Annotated in this window: 18 protein-coding genes; 5 read left to right on the plus strand and 13 right to left on the minus strand. The window is 75.6% G+C overall.

Translation table 11 applies throughout. The features are described from left to right. Positions 1–136: 136 nt before the first annotated feature. Genes ACFVQZ_RS21720 through ACFVQZ_RS21740 form a run of 5 tightly spaced genes read right to left on the minus strand, consistent with a single transcriptional unit; the run spans position 137 to position 5,661 of the window. Complete coding sequence (locus ACFVQZ_RS21720; RefSeq protein WP_383624996.1) at positions 137–943, minus strand: type III pantothenate kinase; 807 nt, start codon at positions 941–943, stop codon at positions 137–139. After that, the gene (gene nadC, locus ACFVQZ_RS21725; protein WP_383624999.1) at positions 943–1,959 is read right to left on the minus strand and encodes a carboxylating nicotinate-nucleotide diphosphorylase; all 1,017 of its coding nucleotides are present in this window, start codon (positions 1,957–1,959) and stop codon (positions 943–945) included. The genes ACFVQZ_RS21720 and nadC overlap by 1 nt, the downstream gene beginning before the upstream one ends. Then, positions 1,956–3,647: an L-aspartate oxidase gene (locus tag ACFVQZ_RS21730; protein ID WP_383625002.1), complete on the minus strand. Its 1,692-nt coding sequence runs from the start codon at positions 3,645–3,647 to the stop codon at positions 1,956–1,958. Before ACFVQZ_RS21730 ends, nadC begins: the two co-directional genes overlap by 4 nt. Next, entirely contained in the window at positions 3,644–4,705 is a 1,062-nt protein-coding gene (gene panC / locus ACFVQZ_RS21735; protein WP_383625005.1) for a pantoate--beta-alanine ligase, read from the minus strand. Before panC ends, ACFVQZ_RS21730 begins: the two co-directional genes overlap by 4 nt. After that, positions 4,702–5,661 (minus strand): Rossmann-like and DUF2520 domain-containing protein, encoded by a 960-nt coding sequence (locus ACFVQZ_RS21740; RefSeq protein ID WP_383625008.1) that lies wholly within the window; start codon positions 5,659–5,661, stop codon positions 4,702–4,704. The genes panC and ACFVQZ_RS21740 overlap by 4 nt, the downstream gene beginning before the upstream one ends. 136 nt (positions 5,662–5,797) lie before the next feature. Between ACFVQZ_RS21740 and ACFVQZ_RS21745 the strand changes: the two genes are divergently transcribed. Next, entirely contained in the window at positions 5,798–7,009 is a 1,212-nt protein-coding gene (locus ACFVQZ_RS21745; protein WP_081959644.1) for a beta-eliminating lyase-related protein, read from the plus strand. A gap of 115 nt (positions 7,010–7,124) precedes the next feature. Here ACFVQZ_RS21745 and ACFVQZ_RS21750 read toward each other — a convergent pair whose 3' ends face one another. After that, entirely contained in the window at positions 7,125–7,346 is a 222-nt protein-coding gene (locus ACFVQZ_RS21750; RefSeq protein ID WP_383625012.1) for a hypothetical protein, read from the minus strand. Positions 7,347–7,452: 106 nt separating this feature from the next. Between ACFVQZ_RS21750 and ACFVQZ_RS21755 the strand changes: the two genes are divergently transcribed. After that, positions 7,453–8,538 (plus strand): DUF5937 family protein, encoded by a 1,086-nt coding sequence (locus tag ACFVQZ_RS21755; RefSeq protein WP_030497850.1) that lies wholly within the window; start codon positions 7,453–7,455, stop codon positions 8,536–8,538. An 18-nt stretch (positions 8,539–8,556) separates the two neighbouring features. Here the strand turns inward: ACFVQZ_RS21755 and ACFVQZ_RS21760 are convergent, their stop codons facing one another. Together ACFVQZ_RS21760 and ACFVQZ_RS21765 are read right to left on the minus strand one after the other, a co-directional pair. Further along, positions 8,557–9,231 carry a response regulator transcription factor gene (locus tag ACFVQZ_RS21760; RefSeq protein ID WP_030497851.1) on the minus strand — a complete coding sequence of 225 codons (675 nt, stop codon included), beginning with the start codon at positions 9,229–9,231 and terminating at the stop codon, positions 8,557–8,559. 38 nt (positions 9,232–9,269) lie between these two features. Beyond that, positions 9,270–10,472 (minus strand): sensor histidine kinase, encoded by a 1,203-nt coding sequence (locus ACFVQZ_RS21765; protein WP_030497852.1) that lies wholly within the window; start codon positions 10,470–10,472, stop codon positions 9,270–9,272. 96 nt (positions 10,473–10,568) lie between these two features. Between ACFVQZ_RS21765 and ACFVQZ_RS21770 the strand changes: the two genes are divergently transcribed. Both ACFVQZ_RS21770 and ACFVQZ_RS21775 read left to right on the plus strand, forming a co-directional pair. Continuing rightward, positions 10,569–11,570 (plus strand): SAM-dependent methyltransferase, encoded by a 1,002-nt coding sequence (locus tag ACFVQZ_RS21770; RefSeq protein ID WP_383625016.1) that lies wholly within the window; start codon positions 10,569–10,571, stop codon positions 11,568–11,570. A 161-nt stretch (positions 11,571–11,731) separates the two neighbouring features. After that, the gene (locus tag ACFVQZ_RS21775) at positions 11,732–12,874 is read left to right on the plus strand and encodes an NADH-quinone oxidoreductase subunit D (protein WP_383625019.1); all 1,143 of its coding nucleotides are present in this window, start codon (positions 11,732–11,734) and stop codon (positions 12,872–12,874) included. Positions 12,875–12,887: 13 nt separating this feature from the next. On the opposite strand, the gene ACFVQZ_RS21780 is transcribed toward ACFVQZ_RS21775, so the two are convergent. The 5 genes from ACFVQZ_RS21780 to ACFVQZ_RS21800 all read right to left on the minus strand — a co-directional run bounded on the left by ACFVQZ_RS21780 (position 12,888) and on the right by ACFVQZ_RS21800 (position 17,078). Then, on the minus strand, positions 12,888–13,370 hold the full coding sequence (locus tag ACFVQZ_RS21780; RefSeq protein ID WP_051788005.1) for a GNAT family N-acetyltransferase: 483 nt from the start codon (positions 13,368–13,370) through the stop codon (positions 12,888–12,890). Further along, a complete protein-coding gene (locus tag ACFVQZ_RS21785) occupies positions 13,367–14,545 on the minus strand; it encodes a hypothetical protein (RefSeq protein ID WP_383625024.1) in 1,179 nt (392 codons plus the stop codon). The genes ACFVQZ_RS21780 and ACFVQZ_RS21785 overlap by 4 nt, the downstream gene beginning before the upstream one ends. Positions 14,546–14,675: 130 nt before the next feature. Continuing rightward, entirely contained in the window at positions 14,676–15,650 is a 975-nt protein-coding gene (locus tag ACFVQZ_RS21790) for an ABC transporter substrate-binding protein (RefSeq protein WP_383625027.1), read from the minus strand. Next, positions 15,647–16,390 carry an ABC transporter permease gene (locus ACFVQZ_RS21795; RefSeq protein WP_051788004.1) on the minus strand — a complete coding sequence of 248 codons (744 nt, stop codon included), beginning with the start codon at positions 16,388–16,390 and terminating at the stop codon, positions 15,647–15,649. The genes ACFVQZ_RS21790 and ACFVQZ_RS21795 overlap by 4 nt, the downstream gene beginning before the upstream one ends. A 1-nt stretch (position 16,391) precedes the next feature. Beyond that, the gene (locus ACFVQZ_RS21800) at positions 16,392–17,078 is read right to left on the minus strand and encodes an ABC transporter permease (protein WP_030495869.1); all 687 of its coding nucleotides are present in this window, start codon (positions 17,076–17,078) and stop codon (positions 16,392–16,394) included. Between the two features lie 160 nt (positions 17,079–17,238). On the opposite strand from ACFVQZ_RS21800, the gene ACFVQZ_RS21805 reads away from it, so the two are divergent. Next, positions 17,239–18,252 carry an ABC transporter ATP-binding protein gene (locus tag ACFVQZ_RS21805; RefSeq protein WP_383625031.1) on the plus strand — a complete coding sequence of 338 codons (1,014 nt, stop codon included), beginning with the start codon at positions 17,239–17,241 and terminating at the stop codon, positions 18,250–18,252. The last annotated feature ends 1 nt before the right edge of the window (position 18,253 follow it).

Here is an 18,253-nt window from a genome sequence, read left to right on the forward strand (position 1 = left end):
CATGGGCCGACGATACGCGCTAATCGGACAAATTTCGCTTAGCGATCATCCGGCGCGTCGGCTCCGGACCCCCGCCACCTGCGGATTCCCGCCCCACGCGCGCGTGGGCCGTCGCGGTCCGCGACGGCCCCGGCGGTCACATGCGGGCGGCGTTGCGCTCGTAGACCAGGCGCAGGCCGATCAGGGTCAGCCACGGCTCGTGCTCGTCGATCTCCCGGGAGTCCGGCAGGATCACCGGCGCGAGACCGCCGGTGGCGATCACCGTGACGTCCGACGGGTCGCCGTCCGGCCCCACCAGCTCGCGCCGCATCCGCGCGACCATCCCGTCGACCTGGCCCACGTAGCCGAAGACGATGCCGGACTGCATCGCCTCCACCGTGTTCTTCCCGATCACGCTGCGCGGCCGGACCAGCTCGACCCTGCGCAGCATCGCGCCCTTCACGCCCAGCGCCTCGACCGAGATCTCGATGCCCGGGGCGATCGCACCGCCCGCGTACTCCCCGCGCGCGGTGACCGCCTCGTACGTCGTCGCCGTCCCGAAGTCCACCACGATCGCCGGCCCGCCGTAGAGCGCCGCCGCCGCGACCGCGTTGACGACCCGGTCCGAGCCGACCTCCTTCGGGTTGTCCGTGAGGATCGGCACGCCCGTCTTCACGCCCGGCCCCACCAGGACCGCCGGCACGTCCCCGTAGTAGCGGCGGGTCACCTCGCGCAGCTCGTGCAGCACCGAGGGGACCGTCGCGCAGATCGCGATCCCCTCGATGCCGTCGCTCAGCTCGGCGCCGAGCAGCGGGTGCGTGCCCATCAGGCCCTGGAGCAGGACCGCCATCTCGTCGGCGGTCCGGGTGGGATCGGTGGAGATCCGCCAGTGCTCGACGATCTCCTCGCCGTCGAAGAGCCCGAGGACCGTGTGCGTGTTGCCGACGTTGATGGTGAGCAGCATCAGCCGCGCACCTCGCGCAGGTCCAGGCCGATGTCGAGGATCGGCGAGGAGTGCGTGAGGCCGCCGACCGCCAGGTAGTCCACGCCGGTCGCCGCGTACGCCGCCGCGTTCTCCAGGGTGAGGCGGCCGGACGACTCCAGGACCGCGCGGCCGGCCACCAGGGCGACGGCCTCCTCGGTCTCGTCCGGGGTGAAGTTGTCCAGCAGGATCAGGTCGGCGCCCGCGTCCAGCACCTCGCGGACCTGGTGCATCGTGTCGACCTCGACCTCGATCGGCACCTCCGGGAACGCCTCCCGGACGGCCTGGAACGCCTCGGCGACCCCGCCGGCCGCCACCACGTGGTTGTCCTTCACCAGCGCCGCGTCCGACAGCGACATCCGGTGGTTGACGCCGCCGCCGCAGCGGACCGCGTACTTCTCCAGCGCGCGCAGGCCCGGCGTCGTCTTGCGGGTGTCGCGGACCTTCGCCTTGGTGCCCTCCAGGGCGTCCGCCCACGCGCGCGTGGCGGTGGCGATGCCGGAGAGACGGCACAGGATGTTCAGCGCGCTGCGCTCGCCGGTGAGCAGGTCGCGGGTGCGGGCGGTGACGCTGAGCAGCAGGTCGCCGGGCTCGACGCGCTCGCCGTCCTCGCGGTGCCGCTCGACCTCGAACTCCTCGGTGCAGACGATCGACAGGACCGCCTCCGCCACCCGCAGACCGGCGACCACACCGGCCTCGCGGGCCACGAAGTCGGCCGTCGCCACCGCGTCCTCGGGGACGGTCGCCACGGTCGTCACGTCCACGCCGCCGTCCAGGTCCTCGGCGATCGCCAGGTGCGCGACGTCCTCGACCTGCACCGGGTCCAGGCCGGCGTCCGCGAGCAGCTGGGCGAGCGCCGGGTCGAGCCCGCACTCGTACTCCTCGGCGTCGCCGCAGCCGCAGCCGTCGCCGCAGCCGCCGCCGGACTCCCCGGAGGCGCTGATCTGGATGAGAGGGACGTCCACGGGCTCGGGACGGGCTTCCTCGGGCGTGCTCACGGCTGCGGCTCCCTGGGTGCTTCGGGGGTTACGGGCGGAAAGTCAGCGGTCTCGGTGGTGCGCACCACCGGCCGGCGGTCGGGCGTGAGGCGGACGACCAGGTGGCGGCGCCACCGCTCGTCGTCCCGGTCCGGGCGGTCCTCGCGCCAGTGGCAGCCGCGGGTCTCCTCGCGCGCCAGGGCGGACGCGGCCAGGACTCGGGCCACGCACAGCAGGTTGGTGGTCTCCCACGCGTCGACGCCCGGCTCGGCGGCCTTGCGCTCCTCCTCGGCGTCCTGCCGGAGCGCCTCGAGGGCGTCGGCGGCGGCCGTCAGGGACGCCGCCGAGCGCAGCACGCCCGCGTTCCTGGTCATGATCCGCTGGATGTCCCGGCGGACCTCGGGCGCGAGCAGCGCCAGCACCGTGGCCGGCGGCTCCGCGTGGGGGGCGCCGGTGCGGTGCGGGCCGTGCTCGGCGATGTCCGCGGCGATCCGCTCGGCGAAGACCAGGCCCTCCAGGAGCGAGTTCGAGGCCAGCCGGTTGGCGCCGTGCACGCCCGTGCAGGCGACCTCGCCGCACGCGTACAGGCCGGGGACGGTGGTGCGCCCGCGCAGGTCGGTGCGGACGCCGCCGGAGGCGTAGTGCGCGGCCGGGGCGACCGGGATCGGGTCGGTGACCGGGTCGATGCCGTGCGCCCGGCAGGCCGCCAGGATCGTCGGGAAGCGGTGCTCCCACATGTCGGCGCCGAAGTGCCGGGCGTCCAGGTACATGTGCTCGGCGCCCTGCTGCGCCATGCGGCGGGTGATCGCCTTGGCGACGATGTCCCGGGGCGCCAGCTCGGCCAGCTCGTGCTGCCCGAGCATGAAGCGGACGCCGTCCGCGTCGACCAGGTGCGCGCCCTCGCCGCGGACCGCCTCGGAGACCAGCGGCTGCTGGCCCTCGGCTCCGGCGCCGAGGAACAGGACGGTCGGGTGGAACTGGACGAACTCCAGGTCGGAGACCTCGGCCCCGGCGCGCAGCGCGAGGGCGACGCCGTCGCCGGTGGAGACCGACGGGTTGGTGGTGGCGGAGAAGACCTGGCCCATGCCGCCCGTGGCGAGGACCACGGCGGGCGCGTGGACGGCTCCGACGCCGTCGTGCTGGCCCTCGCCCATGACGTGCAGGGTGACACCGGCCGTGCGGCCCTCGTCGTCCTTGAGGAGGTCGAGGACGAGCGCGTGCTCGATGGTGCGGACCCCCCGCGCGCGGATGGCCTCGACCAGGGCGCGGGAGATCTCGGCGCCGGTCGCGTCGCCGCCCGCGTGGGCGATCCGGCGGCGGTGGTGGCCGCCCTCGCGGGTGAGGGCGATCTCGCCGTCGTCGGTGCGGTCGAAGTCGGCGCCGGTGGCCATCAGGCGGCGGACGGCGTCCGGGCCCTCGGTGACCAGGAGCCGGACGGCCGGCTCGTCGCACAGCCCGGCACCGGCGACGAGGGTGTCGTCGAGGTGCTGGCCGGGGGTGTCGCCCTCGCCGAGCGCGGCGGCGATGCCGCCCTGGGCCCAGCGGGTGGAGCCGTCGTCCAGGTTGGCCTTGGTGACCACGACCGTACGGAGTCCGGCGGCGGTGCAGCGCAGGGCGGCCGTCAGCCCGGCGACGCCGGAGCCGACGACGACCACGTCGGCGTCGATGGCCCAGCCCGGCTCGGGGGCGTGCAGCCGTATTCCGGTCACGAGGCGGCTCCCTGGGTGGGTCCGAAGGTCAGCGGGATGTTGTCGATCAGCCGGGTGGAGCCCACGCGCGCGGCGACCGCGAGGATCGCCTCGCCCCGGTGGCCGTCCTCGACCTCGGTGAAGCCGGCGGGGTCGATCAGGGCCAGGTAGTCGAGGACCAGCGGCGGCTCCGCCTGCGCGGCCTCGTCGAGGACCGCGCGCGCCGCCGCCCGTACGGCCTCGGCCCCGCAGCCCTCGGTGGCCTGCGCGACCGCGTGGGTGTCGGCGGCGGCCCGGGCCTCGCCGAGCCGGGACAGCGCCTCGGCGCGGGTCTCGGCCCGCACCTGGGCGCCGGGCAGGGCGACGGCGCGCGCGTGCAGCGCCTCCTGCGCGGCCAGCCGCTCGCGGGCGGCGAACAGCGCCCGGGAGAGGGCGAGGGCGGTACGCCGCTCGGGGGCCGACAGGTAGCGGTTGCGGCTCGACAGGGCGAGGCCGTCGGTCTCGCGGACCGTCGGGACGCCGACGACCTCCACCGGGAAGTTCAGGTCCGTCACCATGCGGCGGATGACGGCGAGCTGCTGGGCGTCCTTCTCACCGAAGAACGCCAGGTCCGGCCGGGTGAGGTGGAGCAGTTTGGCGACGACGGTGAGGACGCCGTCGAAGTGGCCGGGGCGGGAGGCGCCCTCCAGGCGGTCGCCCATGGGTCCGGCGGTGATCCGGACCTGCGGCTCCCCGCCGGGGTACACCTCGTCGGCGGAGGGCGCGAAGACGGCGCTCGCGCCGGCGGCGGAGGCCAGCTCCAGGTCGGCGTCGAGGGTGCGCGGATAGCGGTCCAGGTCCTCGCCGGCGCCGAACTGGAGCGGGTTGACGAAGACGGTGACGACGACGAAGCCGTCCTTGCCGACCCGCTCGCGGGCGGCCCGGATCAGAGTGGCGTGGCCCTCGTGGAGGGCGCCCATGGTCATGACGACGGCGTTGCGCCCCGGGTCGGCGCCGTGGTGGGACCGCACGTACTCCAGGTCGTCCACGGTGGGCACCAGCTCCGCCGGCGCGGGGCTCTTCCGGTCGAACAGGCTCATCGGTCGTCTCCTCGGGGCCCGTCGGCGGGGCCGGTGGTCTCGGCGCCGGCGTCGGCGGCGAGGACGCCCAGCAGGTCCTGGGCCAGCTCCGGCTTGAGCAGGCCGTGCGCGAGCGCCCGGTCGGCGGTGGTGCGGGCCATCGCCAGGTAGCCGGCGACGGTGCCGGGCGCGTGCTTGCGGAGCTCGGCCACGTGGGCGGCGACCGTGCCGGCGTCGCCGCGCGCGACGGGGCCGGTGAGGGCCGCGTCGCCGGACCGCAGCGCGTTGTCGAGCGCGGCGCCCAGGAGCGGGCCGAGCATCCGGTCGGGCGCGGCGACGCCGGCCGTGCGCAGCAGCTCCATCGACTGGGCGACCAGGGTGACCAGGTGGTTCGCGCCGAGGGCGAGGGCCGCGTGGTACAGCGGCCGGGCGTCCTCGGCGACCCACTCGGGCTCCCCGCCCATCTCGATGACCAGCGCCTCCGCGGCCAGCCGCAGCTCCTCGGGGGCGGTCACGCCGAAGGAGCAGCCGGCGAGCCGCTGCACGTCGACGGCGGTGCCGGTGAAGGTCATGGCGGGGTGCAGGGCCAGCGGGAGGGCGCCCGCGCGGCGGGCCGGGTCCAGGACCCGGGCGCCGTACCGGCCCGAGGTGTGGACGATCAGCTGCCCGGGCCGGACCGCGCCGGTGCCGGCGAGCCCCTCGACGAGCCCCGGGAGGGCGTCGTCGGGGACGGTGAGCAGGACGAGGTCGGCGAGGGCGAGCACCCGCGCGGGCTCCACCACCGGCACGTCCGGCAGCAGGTCGGCGGCGCGGCGCCGGGAGGCGTCGGAGACCGCGGAGACGGCGACGGGGCGGTGCCCGGCGAGCTGGAGGGAGGCGGCGAGGGCGGGGCCGACGCGGCCGGCGCCGACGACTCCGACGGTGAGCCGGGCGGGCCGGTCCTCGGCCCTGGGCTCTGGCGCTGCTGGTGCGTTCACGGTGGTTACGGGCCTTCCGTTCCAGTCCTCGGCGGGTACCGGACGATTTCTGGCCATGCTACGCCAGCGTTTCGTCCCTCCCCCCGGCTGCCCGGCACCCTGGGCGGGGGCGCGGCGGCGGTGTGATGATCCCTCCATGGATCTCTCCACGGATACGGAACAGCTGCCACCCCAGACGCCCGGAGAGGTGACCGGCGAGGCTCCCGGCGAGGCCGCGGCGCGGCGGTACCGGGCGCAGGTCTGGGGCGGGGCCGCGCGCACGCTGTGGCGCCCGTCCGTGGACGGCACGGTCGGCGGGCGGCTGCGCGAGCTCGCCGCCTGGACGGAGGCGGCGGACCTCGCGGACGCGCTCCCCGACGTGTACGGCGACGGCCTGGTGGAGGTCCTGGAGGGGCGGGTCGCCGAGGAGCTGGGGATGGAGGCGGCCGTCTTCTTCCCGACCGGCACCATGGCCCAGCAGGTGGCGCTGCGCTGCTGGGCCGGGCGGACCGGCAGCCCGGTCGTCGCGCTCCATCCGCTCGCCCACCCGGAGGTGCACGAGGGCGGCGCCCTGGCGGCCGTCTCGGGGCTGCGGACGGTCCACCCGGCGGACGCGCCCCGGCTGCCGACGGCGGACGAGGTGCGGGACCACCCGGAGCCCTTCGGGACGCTGATGCTGGAGCTGCCGCTGCGGGACGCGGGCTTCGTGCTGCCGTCCTGGGAGGAGCTGGCCGCGACCGTCGGGGCGGCCCGGGAGCGGGACGCGGTCGTCCACTTCGACGGCGCCCGGCTGTGGGAGTGCCCGCCGCACCTCGGGCGGCCGCTCGCGGAGATCGCCGGGCTCGCGGACAGCGTGTACGTGTCGTTCTACAAGTCCCTCGGCGGGCTGTCCGGGGCGGCGCTCGCGGGACCCGAGGAGCTGGTGGCGGAGGCGCGCGTCTGGCTCCACCGGTACGGCGGCCAGGTCTTCCAGCAGTACCCGGCGGCGCTCGCGGCGCTGCGGGGCCTGGACACCGAGCTGCCCCGGCTGCCGTCGTACGTGGCGCACGCGCGCGTGGTGGCCGGCGCGCTGCGCGAGGCGCTGGCGGAGGAGGGCGGTCCGGGCTGGTTCCGGGTCCATCCGGAGCCGCCGCACACCCACCAGTTCCAGGTGTGGCTGCCGTACCCGCCGGACGTCCTGACGGCGGCGTCGCTCGCGCTGACCGAGCGGACCGGGACCTGCCTGTTCCGCCGCTGGTCGCCGCCGGGCGCGGGCGGCCCGCCGGGGGTCGCGGTCACCGAGGTGACGGTGGCCGGCCCGGGGCTGGAGTGGACGGCGGACGACGTCAGGCGGGCGGTACGGGACTTCCTGGCGCTGGTCCGGGCCTGAGGGCGCCGCTGGCCGGCCCCGGGTCCCGGCCTCGTCTGCCGCTCGCGGGGAGGCCCCGGGCCCCGGCCCGCCTCACGCGCGCGGCAAGGTCCGCGGGGAGCCCCGGAGCCGGGCCTCAGCCGGTTTCCCGGCGGAGGCCGAGGCGGGCCGCGGCCCGGGACAGGGCCGCGCGGAGGTGGCCGGTCGCGGGCCGGCCGGCCACCACGCGCGCGAAGCGCCGCCGGTCGCGGAGCTCGCGCAGCACGGCCAGGTCGTGGGTGCCGGGGGCGGGCGGGGCCGGTTCGCCGCGCCGGGCGGCCCGATAGCTGTCGAAGAGGTGCTGCTGCAGCGCGTCCATGCGCTCACCCTGGAGCCGTCCCGGCCCGCTCCGCCCGTCGTTTGACGGCGCTCGTCAATCGACGCGACGGGCGCCCCGGTCCGTCCCCCACCATGGGGGCGTGAGCGTGACCATCGACATCACCGGAGTGCCGGCCGAGCGGATCTCCTTCTGCCCCTCGCCGCTGGCCGAACTCGCCAGCGCCGTCCACGTCCTGGCGGAGCCGGGCCACCATCCCGGCCACCACGCGTGGGCGACCGCGACCACCGCCGCCCTCGAACCGGGCCTCGCGGACCGGCTCCTGGAGGCCGACTTCATGTGGCGGTCGACGCGCTCCGACTTCCTGCTGCCCGCGCGGCCCCGCGAGACCCTGGCCGAGGAGCTGGACGACCTCGACCGCATGGACGACGAGACCTTCGTCCGCGCCGCCCTGGAGATCTCGTGCAGCCCCCGGTCCGTCCGGGGCGACATACCGTCCCCGCTGGTCGACGAGCAGTCCCGGCGGCGGGCCCTGGACCTGGCCGCCGCGCGCGGCCCGCGGCAGGCCGCCTTCGCCGAGCGGATGATCACCGCGCCGACCGCCACGCGCGCGTGGATCCGCCGGCTCCTGGAGGACTGCGACGAGGCGTTCTTCGCCGACGCCTGGCGCCGGATCCGGGTGCAGCTCGCCGCCGACGCCCGCCACAAGACGGAGCTGATGCGCCACAAGGGGCTCGCCGAGGCGCTGGCGGACGCGTCCCGGGCGCTGACCCTGGAGGAGGACGGCGACGGCACCCGGATCGTGGTCGACAAGCTGATGGAGGCGCGGGCCGACGCCCGCACCGGGGCCCTGACCCTGGTGCCGAGCGCCTTCGGCCGGCCGCACCTGATCGCCGTGTACTCGCCCGGCTGGCAGCCGGTGATCATGTACCCGGCGGCGAGCCGCGAGGTCGGCGGCCTGGAGACGGTGGAGACCGTGCAGCTGCGGCTGGACGCGCTCGCCCACCCGGTGCGGATGCGGATGTGCCGCAGCCTGGCGCGCGGCCCGTACTCGACGAGCGAGCTCGCCGACGCGTACGGCATCACCGCCCCCGAGGTCTCCCGGCACCTCGCCGTCCTCCGCAGGGCGGGCCTGCTGACCACCCGGCGCCGCGGCCGGTACGTCCTGCACCAGCTGGACTTCTCGGTCGTCGTCCGCCTGGGCAGCGACTTCCTGGAGTCGGTGCTGCGCTGAGCCGCCGCCCGGCGCCGCTCAGCCCTTGCCGCCGCCCGCGCGGACCAGCCCCGTCTCGTACGCGAGGACCACGACCTGGACGCGGTCGCGCAGGCCCAGCTTGGTGAGGATGCGGCCCACGTGCGTCTTGACGGTGGCCTCCGAGAGGACCAGCCGGGCGGCGATCTCGCCGTTGGACAGGCCCTGGGCGACGAGCAGCATGACCTCCCGCTCGCGCTCGGTCAGCTTCTCCACCTCGGGGTGCTCGGGCTCGCGGCCGGAGGACGGCAGCATCGGGGAGAAGCGGTCGAGCAGCCGGCGCGTGGTCGACGGGGCGACGACGGCGTCGCCGCTGTGCACCGAGCGGATCGCGGCCAGCAGCTCGGCCGGCGGCACGTCCTTCAGCATGAAGCCGCTCGCGCCCGCCTTCAGGCCGGAGAAGGCGTACTCGTCGAGGTCGAAGGTGGTCAGGATGAGCACCTTCGGGGCGTCCGGGGCGGCGCAGATCCGGCGGGTGGCCTCCACGCCGTCGAGGCGCGGCATCCGGACGTCCATGAGCACCACGTCCACCGCGGTGGCCCGCAGCACCTCCAGGGCCTCCGCCCCGTCGCCCGCCTCCGCCACGACCTCCATGTCCGGCTGGGCGGCCAGCACCATGCGGAAACCGGTGCGCAGCAGCACCTGGTCGTCGACGAGCATCACGCGGATGGACATGCGGTTCCTTCGGTGAGGGAGGGGACGGGCTCGGGCTCTCAGTGTGCGGGCTTCAGCGGCAGCAGGGCACTGATCCGGAAGCCGCCGCCCGGCCGCGGGCCCGCGTCCAGGGTGCCGCCCACCATGCCGACCCGCTCCCGCATGCCGATGAGGCCGTGCCCGGCGCCGTCCGCGCCGCCGTCCTCGTACAGCTCCTGGGGCGCGCCGCGGCCGTCGTCCTCGACGAGCAGGCCGAGGCCGTCGTCGAAGTAGACGAGCCGGACGCTGGCGCCGGCGTCGGGGCCGCCGTGCTTGCGGGTGTTGGTGAGGGCTTCCTGGACGATCCGGTAGGCGGTCAGGCCGACGCCGGTGGGCAGCTCGCGGGGGGTGCCCTCGACGGTGAGGTCGACGGCCAGGCCGGCACCCCTGACCTGCTCGACCAGCTCCTCGATCTGCTCCACGTCGGGCTGCGGCACGTACTCCCCCGCCTCCTGGTGTTCGCCGGTGCGCAGGATGCCGAGGAGCCGGCGCATCTCGGCGAGCGCCTGCCGGCCGGTGGTGGAGATGGTCTCCAGGGCCTGTTTGGCGGTCTCCGGGGAGGAGTCCATGACGTAGGCGGCGCCGTCGGCCTGCACGACCATCACGGAGACGTTGTGCGCGACGACGTCGTGGAGCTCGCGGGCGATCCGGGCCCGCTCGGCGGCGACCGCGACCTTGGCCTGGGCCTCCCGCTCGCGCTCCAGCCGGGCGGCCTTCTCCTCCAGCTGCGCGAAGTAGGCGCGGCGGGTGCGGAGCGAGTCGCCGAGGACCCAGGCGAGGGCGAACGGCACGGCCATGATCACCGTGAAGAAGACCCGGGCGGGCACCGAGACGGTCTCCTCCAGCGGCCAGCGCAGCTGGGAGAGCGGGGCCGCGCACAGTCCGCCGACGAGGGCGAGCCGGGACGCCCAGCGGGGGCCGTCGTGGGCGGCCACGGTGAAGATGATGACGAGCATGGCGAAGTCCGCCATGAACGTCTCCAGGTCGAGGACCAGCTGGGCGACGCCGAGGGCGACGGCCAGCAGGAGCATCCGCTCGGGCGCCTTCCGGCGCAGGGCGACGACCAGCGAGAAGAGGACGGCGACCACCGCGTAGCCGGGGGCGTGGTCGTAGGCCGGGGCCGTCGACCCGATCCACAGCGCGGAGAGCCCGAGGAGGGCGACGGCCCAGAAGACGTCGACGCCCGTCGGGTGACTGCGGAGGAAGTCGTAGAGGCGCTGCACGTAACCCAGAGTAGGGAACGGGCGCGGGCGCGGGATCAACCGTGCGGTCGATCCTTGCGGCGGGACCCGTACGCCCCGGGGTGGAGACTGGGGCGCGTGACGGATGACGTGGCGGACGGGGCGGGCCTGCCGGAGGGCGGCGGGCGGGAGTGGCGGCGCTGGCGGGAGGCGGCGGAGCGGGCGCTGTACGGCCCCGGCGGGTTCTTCCTGCGCCCCGAGGGTCCCGCCGGTCACTTCCGCACCTCGGTGCACGCGTCGCCGCTGTTCGCGCGGGCGGTGGCCCGGCTGCTGGTGGCGACGGCGGAGGAGCTGGACACGGACGAGGTGGCCTTCGTGGACGTGGGCGCGGGCCGGGGCGAGCTGGTGACCGGGGTGCTGGCGGCGGTCCCGGCGGGGCTGCGGGTGCGGGCGTACGCGGTGGAGCGGGCCGCCCGGCCGGACGGTCTTGACCCGCGGGTGGAGTGGACCGGCCGGCCGCCGGAGGGCGTGCGCGGGCTGCTCTTCGCGAACGAGTGGCTGGACAACGTGCCGGTGGACGTCGCCGAGGCGGACGAGGACGGCACGGTCCGGTACGTGGAGGTGCGCGCCGACGGCACCGAGCGGCCGGGCGCGCCGGTGACGGGGCCGGACGCGGAGTGGCTGGACCGCTGGTGGCCGCCGGCCGCGCCGGGCGAGCGGGCGGAGATCGGCCGGCCCCGGGACGAGGCGTGGGCGGCGGCGGTCGGTTCGCTGGCGGCGGGCCGCGCGGTGGCGGTGGACTACGGGCACGTACGGGGCTCCCGGCCGCCCTTCGGGACGCTGACCGGCTTCCGGGCGGGCCGCGAGGTGGCGCCGGTGCCGGACGGGCGCGGCGACCTCACCGCCCACGTGGCCATGGACGCCTGCGCGGCGGCGGTCCACGCGCGCGTGCCGGCGGAACTGACGACCCAGCGGGAGGCGCTGCGCGGGCTCGGGGTCTCGGGCGGCCGGCCGCCGCTGGCGCTGGCGTCGGCGGACCCGGCGGCGTACGTGCGGGCGCTGTCCGCCGCGGGCGAGGCGGCGGAGCTGACCGCGCGCGGCGGGCTGGGCGACTTCCTGTGGCTGAGCCAGCGGGTCTGAGGAGCCGAGGCTTCGGGGGCGGGGGGGCGGGGGCTCGGGGGCGGGGGCTTCAGGGCAGGGGCTTCGGGGTTGTTTTCCACAGGCGGGCGGGTGGGCCGGGGTTGTCCACAGGCTGGGGGCTGGCCCGTCGGCGGGGCGTCCGGCGGGGGATACTGTCCGGCATGACGGAGACCACGGTCGGCATCGGCGGCGCGGCGGAGAGCACCGACATGGTGCTGAACATCGGCCCGCAGCACCCCTCCACGCACGGCGTGCTCCGGCTGCGGCTCGTGCTCGACGGCGAGGTGATCCGGCACGCGGAGCCGGTCGTGGGCTACATGCACCGGGGTGCCGAGAAGCTCTTCGAGGCGCGGGACTACCGGCAGATCGTCATGCTGGCCAACCGCCACGACTGGCTGTCGGCGTTCTCGAACGAGCTCGGCGTGGTGATGGGCGTCGAGCGGATGCTCGGCATGGAGGTGCCGGAGCGGGCCGTCTGGCTGCGGACGCTGCTGGCGGAGCTGAACCGGGTCCTCAACCACCTGATGTTCCTGGGGTCGTACCCGCTGGAGCTGGGCGGGATCACCCCCGTCTTCCACGCCTTCCGTGAGCGCGAGGAGCTGCAGACGGTGATGGAGGAGGTCTCCGGCGGCCGGATGCACTACATGTTCAACCGGGTCGGCGGCCTCAAGGAGGACCTGCCGGCCGGCTGGCCGGGCCGGGCCCGGCAGGCGGTCGCGGACGTGCGGTCGCGGATGGACGTGTACGACCGGCTGGTCCTCGGCAACGAGATCTTCCGCGCCCGCACGCGCGGCGTCGGCGTCCTGGCCCGGGAGACGGTGCACGCCTACGGGGTGTCCGGGCCGATCGCCCGCGCCTCCGGCGTCGACTTCGACCTGCGGCGCGACGAGCCGTACCTGGCGTACGGGGAGCTCCAGGACACTCTGCGGGTGGTGGTCCGCGAGGAGGGCGACTGCCTGGCCCGCTTCGAGTGCCTGCTGGAGCAGACGCACAACGCGCTGGAGCTGGCGGACGCCTGCCTCGACCGGCTGGCGGAGCTGCCGCGCGGGCCGGTCAACCAGCGGCTGCCGAAGGTGCTGAAGGCGCCGGAGGGGCACACGTACGCCTGGACCGAGAACCCGCTCGGGCTGAACGGCTACTACCTGGTGTCGAAGGGCGAGAAGACGCCGTACCGGCTGAAGCTGCGCTCGGCCTCGTACAACAACATCCAGGCGCTGGTGGAGCTGCTGCCGGGAACGCTGGTCGCGGACATGGTCGCGATCCTGGGGTCGTTCTTCTTCGTCGTCGGCGACATCGACAAGTGAGGGGCCGCCGCCCTCAGGGGCGGCTCATCACCACGTAGTCCCGTGGGTCGCCGTCGGGGCGGCGGCGGTCGACGACCGTCCAGCCCCAGCGCGCGTACCGGTCCGTCAGCTCCGGCACGTCGAGGGTCATGAGCAGGGAGGGCGTGATCTGGACGATCGCCATCAGGGCGTCGTGGAGGGACCGGCCGAGGCCGCGGCCCTGGTGGGCGGGGGCGACGACGAGTTCGGCGAACTCGAAGGCGGTGGCGCCGCCGGAGAGGACGGTGTCGGGCCAGCCGGCGGCGAACCCGAGGATCTCGTCGCCGGGGCCGAGGGCGACCGCCGCGTCGAACCCCGGGCGGCCGGCGGCGCCGAGCAGCCGGTCGACGGTGCGGACGGCGCCGCGCGGCGGCTCGTGCCAGGGCGGGCCGGCGAACGCCTGGGCGCACAGGGCGATCAGCTCGTCGCGGCGGGCGCGGGCCTCCTCCGGGAGGAGGAGGGTGAGGCGGTCGGTCACCGGTTGACGGCGCCGCGCAGTTCGACGAGGTCGAGCTGTTCGGTCTCGTCGTGCGCGGTCAGGTCGATGACCTGGCCGATCGGGCCGGTGGCGGACGGGCGGACCACGACGGGCTCGTCGTCGCCGGACTCCGCGTCCGCGGGCTCCTCGGCACCGCCGGCGGCGGCCGGGGCGGGCACGGGGGCGAGGGCGGGGCTCCCGGCAGGGCCGGCGGCCTGCGCGCGGGCCTCCTCCAGGACCTCCTCGCCCACCACGTCGGCGAGGTCGGTGTGCTGGACGGCCTCGATGGCCGCCGCGGTCTTCTGCGAGCCGGACTGCGAGCCGGACTGGGTGCCGGTCTGGGTGCCGAAGAAGTCGAAGCCGCCTTCGGTGCGCGGGACGGGCCGGCGGGCCGCGTACGGGACGATCGCGCTGGCCGGCGGGACCGCCGGGGCCTGCTCCTGGGCGGGGGACGCCGGGGGCAGCGCCTTCGCGGGGCCGGCGCCCGGGGCGAGGGCCGCGGCGCCGTCCCGGCCGGCCGGGCGGGCGTGCTGCTCGGCGCGCTGCTCCTGCGGGGCCGCGGCGAGGTCGCGGGCGCGGGCCGCCTCCGCGGTGCGCCGGGCCCGCTGGGCGGCGGCGTTGCGGGGGAGCTCGCGCAGGGCCTCGGCGGCGCGGCGGTACGCCTCCGGGGTGGGCGCCGAGCCGGCGGCGGGCAGCGCCTTGGGCGCGTCGGCCCGCGCGTCGGCGTGGGCCTCGGCCACGCGGCGGCCCTCCAGGGCGCTGGCGCGCTCGGTCTCGGCGGTGGCGTAGCGGCGCAGCAGGTCGGCGTGCTCGCCGCGCAGCCCGGCCAGTTCGACGCGCTTGGCGCGGAGCTTGGCGTCGAGGCGGATGCGCAGGGCGCGGGACTCCTCCAGGTCCGCCTCCAGTTCGGCGAGGCGCTCCTCGGCCTTCCACTGGTCGGCGGTGCGGGCCCGGGTGAGTTCGGCGACCTGGCGGCCGGCGCTGCGGTCCCAGCCGCGCATGAGGACGGCGCCGGTGACCGCGGCCGCGGCCGCGGCGGTCGCGAGCAGCCGGACGACCACGAGCTCCCCGGGGATCCAGGCCGCGGCGGCGCAGACGGCCGCGGCGCCGGCGACCGCGGACGGCGGCAGCAGCTTGTGCAGAGGCGGGGAATGACGATGGCGTCCACGTGGCATGGCCTGAAATTTACCGTGCGTAGGCACGGTGTGGGGGGTCGGCCCGGCAATCTCTTGGCCACTTCTCGACAACGGAATCGGAGAGACCGCGTTCCGCTTCCGCTTCGGGCCGACTTCCCCGCTCCGGCGTCTACTTGCCGACCAGCCCCTTCTCCTTCAGATAGGCGGCGGCGACGTCCTCCGGCTTGGCGCGCTCGGCGTCGACCTTGCGGTTGAGTTCGGCGAGATCCGCTGTGGTCAGCACCTTCGTGATCTTGTCGAGGGCGGCGGTCACCTCGGGCGCCCCGGCCTCCTTCGCGTTCACCACCGGCAGCACGTTGTCCGCGTTCTGCAGGCGCTTGTCGTCCTCCAGGAAGACCAGGCCGAAGCTCTCCACGGTGGCGTCCGTGGTGGTGGTGAGGACCAGCTGGTCCACCCCGTCCTTGACGGCCTGCTTGGCCTGCGGGGTGCCGACGCCCTTGGGGTCGACGCCGGAGACGTCGATGCCGTAGGTCTTCTTCAGACCGGGGGCGCAGAAGGGCCGGACCGCGCATTCGTCACCCGCCGCGATCTTCACCTTCAGCTTCGCCGCGCCGAGATCGGAAAGCGTCTTCAGGCCGTTCTTCTCGGCGAATTCCTTCGACACCGCGAAGGCGTTCTGGTCGACCGCCCCGCCGGCTTCCAGCACCTTCAGTCCGCGCGGTTCCGCGAGCTTCCGCAGCGCCGCCACGGTGGCCTTCACGTCACCGGAGGCGACCGGCTTCTCCTCGGGCGCCTTCGGGCCGTTCACCTTCGCGTTGAGGAATTCCGCGAGCGTCGCCGCGTATTCCGGTACGACGTCGATCTCGCCCTTCTCCAGGGCCGGTTCGTACAGCTCCCGGTTCTTCACGGTGGTGACCGAGACCGCGTACCCCTCGTCGCGCAGCAGCTGCGCGTACAGCTCGGCGAGCACCTTCGACTCGGTGAACGCCGCCGCGCCGACGACCAGCGAGCCCTTGCCGCCGCCGGAGCCCCCGGACGCCTTCTCCTTGCCCTGCTCCAGGCTGTCGCCGCCGCACGCGGCGAGCGAGACGGCCAGCGCGGCGGCGCCCAGCAGCGCGCCGGTGGCGCGCGAGATCCTCTTCACGGGTTCAGTCCTTCGCTGTCGGTGTCCTGCAGTACGTCACGTCCGGGGCGGGCGGGCCGTCCGGGAGGGGCCCGGCGACCGGGCGGCCGGGGCACGAGGAGGCGGTCCAGGCCGACCAGCAGGCCCTCCACCACCAGGGCCAGCAGCGCCACCAGGACGGCGCCCGCGACCACCTGGGCGGTGTCGTAGAGCGCGAAGCCGGCCGTGATGATCCGGCCGAGGCCGCCCTGGCCGACCATCGCCGCGATCGTCGCCGTGGCGACCACCTGCACCGCGGCCGACCGGACGCCGGTCATCACCACCGGCGCGGCCAGCGGCAGCTCGACCCGCCGGAAGACCTGAACGCCCGTCATCCCCATGCCGCGGGCCGCGCGGACCGCCGCCCGGTCGACCTCGCGCACGCCCACGTACGCGTTGGTCAGCAGCGGCGGTATCGCGAACAGGACCAGGGCGGTCACCGTCGGCACATAGCCCGCGTTCCGCAGCGGGGAGACCATGAAGAGGGCGAGCACGGCAAAGACCGGGACCGCCCGCCCCACGTTCGACACGTTGACCGCCAGCGCCCCGCCGCGCCCCAGATGGCCGAGCCACAGCCCGAGCGGCAGCGCGACCGCGCCGGCTATCAGCAGCGCCAGCACACTCACGTACGCGTGCTCGGCGAGGCGCGCGGCGACGCCGTCCTCTCCGGTCCAGTGCGCGCCCGTGGTGAGCCAGGTCCACGCGTCCGCCACGATCCCCACCTCAGCCACCCCCCGCCGCGCCCCGGACCCGGGCCCAGGGGGTGAGCAGCCGCTGGACGCCCAGCAGCAGCAGGTCGGCGGCGACGGCGAGGAGCACGCACAGCACGGAGGCGGCGAGCACCTGCGCCTTGAAGAAGGTGGGCAGCGCGTCCTCGATGAGGTTGCCGAGGCCGCCGCGCCCGACGACCGAGCCGACAGTGGTGAGCGCGATGGTGGAGACGGTGGCCATCCGGACGCCGGCCATCAGGACGGGCAGCGCCAGCGGCAGCTCGACCTGCCACAGCAGCCGCCACGGGCCGAAGCCGAGGCCGCGGGCCGCCTCCCGGGTCTCCGCCGGGACGGCGTCGAGGCCGGCCAGCGTGTTCCGCACCAGGATCGTCAGCGCGTACAGCACCAGGCCGGTGACGACGAGCGCGGAGGACAGCCCGAAGACGGGCAGCAGCAGCGAGAACATGGCGAGCGACGGCACCGTGTAGAGCAGCGTCGTCAGCCCGAGAACCGGGGCGGCCAGGCGCGGCCGGGCCCGTACGAGCACGGCCAGCGGCACGGCGACGAGCAGCGCGATCGCCACCGAGGCGGCGGTGATGCCGACGTGCTGGACCAGGGCGTCGGTCAGCTCCCCGCGACGGGTGCGCAGGTACTCCCCGCAGATCCAGTCGTTGGCGACCAGGCAGTTCGGCGAGCTCATCCGGACCTCCCCCCAGGTCGCCGCCGCTAGAACGTGTGTATGGCGACCCTAGCCGCCGCCACCGACAATCGGGCCGATCCGCGGCCCGCGCCGCCGATCCGCCACCCCGTCGCAACACGGCCTTCACACCCGGCGGGTGACGAGGGGCCAGAATGGGCCCATGATCCGGTTCGAACAGGTGACCAAGCGCTATCCGGACGGCACCACCGCGGTCGACGGCCTCTCCTTCGAGGTCGCCGAAGGTGAGCTCGTCACGCTCGTCGGCCCCTCCGGCTGCGGCAAGACGACCACGATGATGATGGTGAACCGGCTGGTCGAACCGACCTCCGGCCGCGTCCTCGTCGACGGCCGGGACGTCGCGGACGTGGACCCGGTCGCCCTCCGCCGCAAGATCGGCTACGTCATCCAGCAGGTCGGGCTCTTCCCGCACCGCACGGTCCTCGACAACACCGCGACCGTCCCCGCCCTGCTCGGCTGGAAGAAGGCCGCCGCACGCGCGCGTGCCGCCGAACTCCTCGAACTCGTCGGCCTCGACCCCGCCGTCCACGGCCCCCGCTACCCCGCGCAGCTCTCCGGCGGACAGCGCCAGCGCGTCGGCGTGGCCCGCGCGCTCGCCGCCGACCCGCCGGTCCTCCTCATGGACGAACCCTTCGGCGCCGTCGACCCGGTCGTCCGCGAGCGGCTCCAGAACGAGTTCCTCGCCCTCCAGGCCACCGTCCGCAAGACCGTCCTCCTCGTCACCCACGACATCGAGGAGGCCGTCCGGATGGGCGACCGCATGGCCGTCTACGGACAGGGCCGCATCGAGCAGTTCGACACCCCCGCCACCGTGCTGGCCTCCCCCGCCACCCCGTACGTGGCCGACTTCGTCGGCGGCGACCGCGCCCTCAAACGGCTCGCCGTCACCCCGGTCACCGCGGACGACCTCGACCCGCTGCCCGACGCCGCCGCGGACGGCGCCCCGGACGCAAGCGCCGGCACGCGCGCGCGTACGGACGGCGCCCCCGGACCCGTACCCCCCGCCGTCCCGCTCGGAGCGCCCCTCAAGGAGGCCCTGGCGCTGCTCCTCCAGGACGACTCCGGCCGGCTGACCGTCACCGGCGCCGACGGGCGGCCGCTCGGCACCCTGACCCCCGCCGGGGTGCACCGGGCGCTGCGCCGCGCCTCCGCGTGAC

The organism is Streptomyces sp. NPDC057854, assembly GCF_042797055.1.
In the GTDB taxonomy this organism is placed as follows: Bacteria; Actinomycetota; Actinomycetes; order Streptomycetales; family Streptomycetaceae; genus Streptomyces.